General features: G+C 69.5%; 5 protein-coding genes. 3 read left to right on the plus strand and 2 right to left on the minus strand.

Annotation, left to right across the window (positions count from 1 at the left end):
* Nucleotides 1-45: 45 nt before the first annotated feature.
* On the minus strand, nt 46-621 hold the full coding sequence (locus tag ACFWGJ_RS41390) for a TerD family protein (RefSeq protein ID WP_387334120.1): 576 nt from the start codon (nt 619-621) through the stop codon (nt 46-48).
* Between the two features lie 248 nt (nt 622-869).
* Here ACFWGJ_RS41390 and arfB point away from each other — a divergent pair, with 248 nt between their 5' ends.
* Entirely contained in the window at nt 870-1298 is a 429-nt protein-coding gene (gene arfB / locus ACFWGJ_RS41395; RefSeq protein WP_387334121.1) for an alternative ribosome rescue aminoacyl-tRNA hydrolase ArfB, read from the plus strand.
* Between the two features lie 236 nt (nt 1299-1534).
* On the opposite strand, the gene ACFWGJ_RS41400 is transcribed toward arfB, so the two are convergent.
* Nucleotides 1535-2098, minus strand: a complete 564-nt coding sequence (locus ACFWGJ_RS41400) for a flavin reductase family protein (RefSeq protein ID WP_387334122.1) — start codon at nt 2096-2098, stop codon at nt 1535-1537.
* A gap of 326 nt (nt 2099-2424) precedes the next feature.
* On the opposite strand from ACFWGJ_RS41400, the gene cdgB reads away from it, so the two are divergent.
* Both cdgB and ACFWGJ_RS41410 read left to right on the plus strand, forming a co-directional pair.
* The gene (cdgB, locus tag ACFWGJ_RS41405; RefSeq protein ID WP_387334123.1) at nt 2425-4125 is read left to right on the plus strand and encodes a diguanylate cyclase CdgB; all 1701 of its coding nucleotides are present in this window, start codon (nt 2425-2427) and stop codon (nt 4123-4125) included.
* A 118-nt stretch (nt 4126-4243) separates the two neighbouring features.
* Nucleotides 4244-5230: a carbohydrate-binding protein gene (locus ACFWGJ_RS41410; RefSeq protein ID WP_387334124.1), complete on the plus strand. Its 987-nt coding sequence runs from the start codon at nt 4244-4246 to the stop codon at nt 5228-5230.
* Nucleotides 5231-5363 lie beyond the last annotated feature (133 nt).

Consider the following 5363-nt stretch of genomic DNA (forward strand, 5'->3'; position numbering starts at 1 on the left):
GGCTGCAGCCGGCCCGAACCCCTCGGATGTCGTGCGCGTGCTGGATCAGACGTTGACGCCGAAGTCCTTCGCGATGCCCGTCAGGCCGGACGCGTAGCCCTGGCCGACCGCGCGGAACTTCCACTCGGCGCCGTTGCGGTACAGCTCGCCGAAGACCATGGCCGTCTCCGTGGCCGCGTCCTCCGAGAGGTCGTAGCGGGCGATCTCGGTGCCGCCGGCCTGGTTCACGATGCGGATGTACGCGTTGCGGACCTGGCCGAAGTTCTGCGAGCGCGTCTCGGCGTCGTAGATGGAGACCGGGAAGACGATCTTGTCGATGTCGGCGGGGAGGCCCGCGAGGTTGACGTTGATCGCCTCGTCGTCGCCGGCGCCCTCACCCGTGCGGTTGTCGCCCGTGTGGACGATCGTCTGGTCCGGGGTCTGCTTGTTGTTGAAGAAGATGAAGTGCGAGTCCGAGTAGACCTTGCCCGCCGCGTTGACCGCGATGGCCGAGGCGTCCAGGTCGAAGTCGGTTCCCGTGGTGGAGCGGACGTCCCAGCCGAGGCCCACGGTGACGGCGGTCAGGCCCGGAGCCTCCTTGGTGAGCGAGACGTTGCCACCCTTGGACAGGCTTACAGCCATTGTTGGGAGTCCTTCCCTCGTTGTTCGTGCGTACGGATCGTGCGGTGCTGCGCGTCGGGCTTCGTACGGGACGAAGCTACCGCCATCCCTAAGAACGCCGATGGGGGTCCCCAGGGTTCCGCTCCTCTTTACTTTCTTTACCTGCGAGGTCGGAGGGGCGCGTCCCGGGGACCGGGGTGCGGGCCGGTGACCGTTCCGGTGCCGAAAAGCTGGTGACGTGGACCGGACAGACAGGGGACCATGGGGCCATGTCCGGTCCTTACGTCATCCGTGGCTCCGTCTCGCTGCCCGAGGCCGAGCTGATGTGGCGTTTCTCGCGCTCCTCCGGGCCGGGCGGCCAGCACGTCAACACGACCGACTCGCAGGTCGAACTGCGCTTCGACCTCGCGAAGACCCAGTCGCTGCCGCCGGTGTGGAAGGAGCGCGCACTCGCCAGGCTCGCCGACCGGCTGGTCGACGGGGTCGTCGCCGTGCGCGCCTCCGAGCACCGCTCCCAGTGGCGCAACCGGGAGACGGCGGCCGTGCGGCTCGCCTCCCTGCTCGCCGAGGCCAGCGCCCCGCCGCCGCGGCCCCGTCGCGCCACCCGTATTCCGCGGGGAATCAATGAGCGCAGGCTTCGCGAGAAGAAACAGCGGGGCGACACGAAGCGCGGGCGTTCCGGGCGCGACTGGGGATGAGGAAAGGAGTGCCGGGCGGGTTCGGCACTTCTCGGGTCACTTCTGGCGGCGCTTCTCCTGGTGCTTCTTCCGGCGCTTGTTTGTTGCCGGTGCTCCGTCGGCGTGCCGCCACCGCCCGGTGAGGGTTTTCCGGCGGCGGAAGAAAAGCCAGGAGAAAAGTGGGGCGGGCACATGCCCGGCTTCACATTCGTACACGGTCGGACGCGATCGAATGCCCGGTGGGCTCCGGGAAAGGCCTAGTCCAAGTGCCGGTAGCGGCCCCGGAAATACGTCAGCGGGCCGCCTTCGGCGGTCGGCAGCGAGGACGTCAGGACGCGGCCGATCACCAGGGTGTGGTCGCCGGCGGTGACCCGCTGCTCGGTGCGGCACTCCAGGGTGGCCAGGGCGCCGTCCAGCAGGGGCGCGCCGGACTCCTTGCCGCGGACGTACGGCACGTCCGCGAAGAGCAGGCGGTCCGAGATGCGGTTCTTCATGGCGAAGCGGCTCGCGACGGAGCTCTGGCCCTCGGCGAGCAGGGAGACCGCCCACAGGGGCTGTTCGGCGAGCAGGTCGTCCATGCGGGAGCCCTCGCGCAGGCCGATGAGGACCAGGGGCGGGTCCAGGGACACGGACATGAAGGAGGTCGCCGTCATGCCGACGTCCTCGCCGCTCGGGCCGTCCGGGTCGGGCTGCGGCTCGTGCGCGGTCACCAGGACCACGCCGGCGGCCAGCCGGGACATGGCCGCGCGGAACTCGTCGTTGCTCACCCCCACAGCATGCACGGGCGGGGCGGGCGGAGCGGAAGAGGGAGTGTTCAGCACACGAAGACGCTATTCTCCGCCGACGGTGGACACATCCGACCAACGCCCGAACCGGGTCCTAGGACTGAAGTGGGAGTGTGACTCGTATCTCTTACCAGGCGAGCGCACATGTTCCACAAATTTGCGTTCAGTAAACGCACCGCGAAAACACAGAAACTCTACTCAATTGTTCATCTTCACCTGTGACTTGAGTCACAGGTGCCATATTTTGTTGACCCTGTGTACCGAGTGGGCAGCGCGCTGTGATTCAGTGGCGGGGAAGCTGGCAGGGAGTAGGCGGGGAGAGAGCCCTGGAGTTGCTGTCGAGGTCTTCGAGGGGAGGGCGAATGGAGACCGAGTCGGAGCCGTACGTCCGCCTTGCGACCCTGCGGCAGCTGCACACGGTCATGGCGGACATGAACACGGCCCGCAGCCTGGCCGACACGCTGCAGACCGTGGCCGACGGAGTCGTCAACGGCCTCGGCTACGAACTGGCCGCCGTCAACCTCGTCCAGCCCGACGGCGACCTGGTGGTCGCCGCCCTCGCCGGGAACTCCGCGGCAGAGGCGCTCATCACCGGCCGCACCGGCTCCCGCGAGTCCTGGGAGCGCCGGCTGAACATGGGCGAGGCCTGGGGCGACCTGCGGTTCATACCGCACACCGAGGGCTGGGTCCTCGACGAGGACGACGTCCCGCAGTGGTACACCGACGGCCCCGAACCGCGCTTCGAGGACGAGTGGCACCCCGCCGACCGGCTCTTCGCCCCCATGTACACCCCGAGCGTCCCGAGCGGCTCCTGCGGTGAGCTGATAGGCGTCCTGTCCGTGGACCGTCCGCGCAACGGACGGCATCCGGGCGCATGGGGCCGCGAGGCCCTGCAGATGTACGCGTTCCAGGCCGCCATCGCCATCAGCAACGCGCGTCTACGGGCCAACATGCAGCGCGCGCTGGTCCGTCTGGAGCGCGAGCAGCAGGCGCTGCGGGCCAGCGAGGAGAGCTTCCGGCAGGCCTTCGAGTACGCGCCCTCCGGCATGGCCGTCGCCGAGATGGGCGGCGACCAGCACGGCCGGATCCTGCGGACGAACGACGCGCTGTGCCGGCTCCTGGGCCGTCCCGCCTCCTCGATGCGCCGCTACTCGTTCTCCGACCTCGTCCACCCCGAGGACATCGGTACCCTGCTGCGGACCTCCGCGGAGGGCGGGCGCGCCGAGCTGCGGCTCTGCCGCCGCGACGGCACGTACGTGTGGGTGTCGCTGCGCAACAGCGTGGTCGCGGACGCCGCCGACGGGCCGCGCTTCCTGCTCACCCACGTCGAGGACATCGAGGAGCGCAAGCGCCGCGAGCTGCAGCTCGCCCACCGCGCCTCGCACGACTCGCTCACGGGCCTGCCGAACTCCGCGGAGCTGCGCTCCCGGCTCGCCGCCCGGCTGTGCGCCCGCCCCACGGCGATGGAACCAGGCGTGGTCGACACGATCGACGCGGCGTACGGCGAAGTGGTGGCCGCCCGCAACGCGAGCGCGGGCGGCTACGACGTGAACGCCTACGACGTGAACGGGCACGCCTTCGACTACCGGCCGGTCCCGGACGCCCTGGACGCGTACGACCACCATGTGCACACCGTCACACCCGAGGGGGAGCGCGACGACGGCACGAAGGGGCTCGCGGTGCTCTTCTGCGACCTCGACGGCTTCAAGTCGATCAACGACCGCTTCGGGCACAACGCCGGCGACTACGTGCTGATCGAGGTGGCCCGCAGGCTCGGCGGTGCCGTGCGCGACGGGGACACGGTCGCCCGGCTCGGCGGCGACGAGTTCGTGGTGCTCGCCGACGGGCTCGGCCGGGCCGACGCGGAGGACCTCGCGGTGCGGCTGCGCAACGAGATAATCCAGCCGATCAGGGTCGACGGACGGGCCATGCGGGTCGGCGCCAGCTTCGGTATCGGGTGGGCACACTGCGGCATGACGGCGGACGAGGTCTTGCAGTCCGCTGACGAGCGGATGTACGTAGAGAAACGTTCTCGTCCCAAAGCGCACAGGCGTGCGGGCTGATCCGCAGGTCAGCGCTGTCATGCGAGCTGAGTCACCCGTTTGGGCCAGCGGAACCGGGTAGGCTCGCCTTTCGATCCCCCGTACCGCATCTGTACCGCACCCGCTAGGAGACCAAGGGATGACGCCCGGCAACAACGGCGCGAGCACGCCCGAGGACGACGACCCGTTCGGCTATCTGTACGAGGACGGGAAGGCCGCCGGAGCCCAGCCGCCGAGCGGCGGTGGTGGTTACGGCTACCCCGGCTCGGTCAACCGGGTGCGTCCGGTAGGAGAGCGCCAGTACGGCCAGTCCGCCGCGCAGGCCGCCGCCCCCACCGCGCAGTACGGGCAGGTGCCGCAGCAGCAGGGCACGTACGGGCAGCAGGGGCAGTACGGGCAGCCGAACGCGAACTACGCCACGTCCGAGAACTTCTCCGGCGGCGCGCCCACCACGCACCAGCAGACGCACGGCGGCCGGGGCGGTGGCGGCCGGGGCCGCGGGCCCAACACCAAGGGACTGCTGATCGGCGCCGTCGCCGTGGTCGCGGCCGTGGTGATCGGCATCGCCATCGCGATGACGGGCGGCGACTCGGACGACGACAAGAACAGCGACGACACCGCGGGTCCGACCGCGTCCGCCGGCCAGAGCGCCGAGCCGAGCGAGACGTCCAGCAAGGAGGCCGACGAGCCGGCCGAGCTGCCCGACATCGACGCGAAGGCCCTGAAGCTCGGCGCCGGTGTGACGACCGCCTCGGACATCAAGGGCGCGAGCGCGGCGGGCGGCATATACGTGACCGGCCTCAACCAGGTCGGCGCCGAGGTCACCTGGACCGTCAACGGCATCCCGAAGGCGGGCACGTACACCGTCTTCACGAAGTACAGCGTCCCCGGCAAGGACGCGAAGATGACGCTCACCGTGAACGGCAAGGAGTTCGGCAGCAAGCTGAACCTGGGCAACTTCGCGCAGGCCAAGGAGAACGAGTGGGAGAAGGGGTGGACGGAGACCTACTCCTGGCCCACTCTCACCAAGGGCACCAACACGATCTCCATCTCCTGTCAGGAGGGGGACGACTGTGACGTGCTCCTCGACCAGCTTCGGCTGAAGGCCGGGCAGGTCAAGAACTGAGCGTTGCTTCTGCTTTCCACTTGCCGTGGCGGGCGTCCGGATTCGGGTGCGGGTCCGGTGGGGGCCGTTCGCGCCGTTCCCCGCGCCCCTGAAAGACAAAAGATTGCGCAGTTCCCCGCGCCCCTGATGGGGG

Origin of the sequence: Streptomyces sp. NPDC060205, from assembly GCF_042728395.1 — a bacterium.
In the GTDB taxonomy this organism is placed as follows: Bacteria; Actinomycetota; Actinomycetes; order Streptomycetales; family Streptomycetaceae; genus Streptomyces.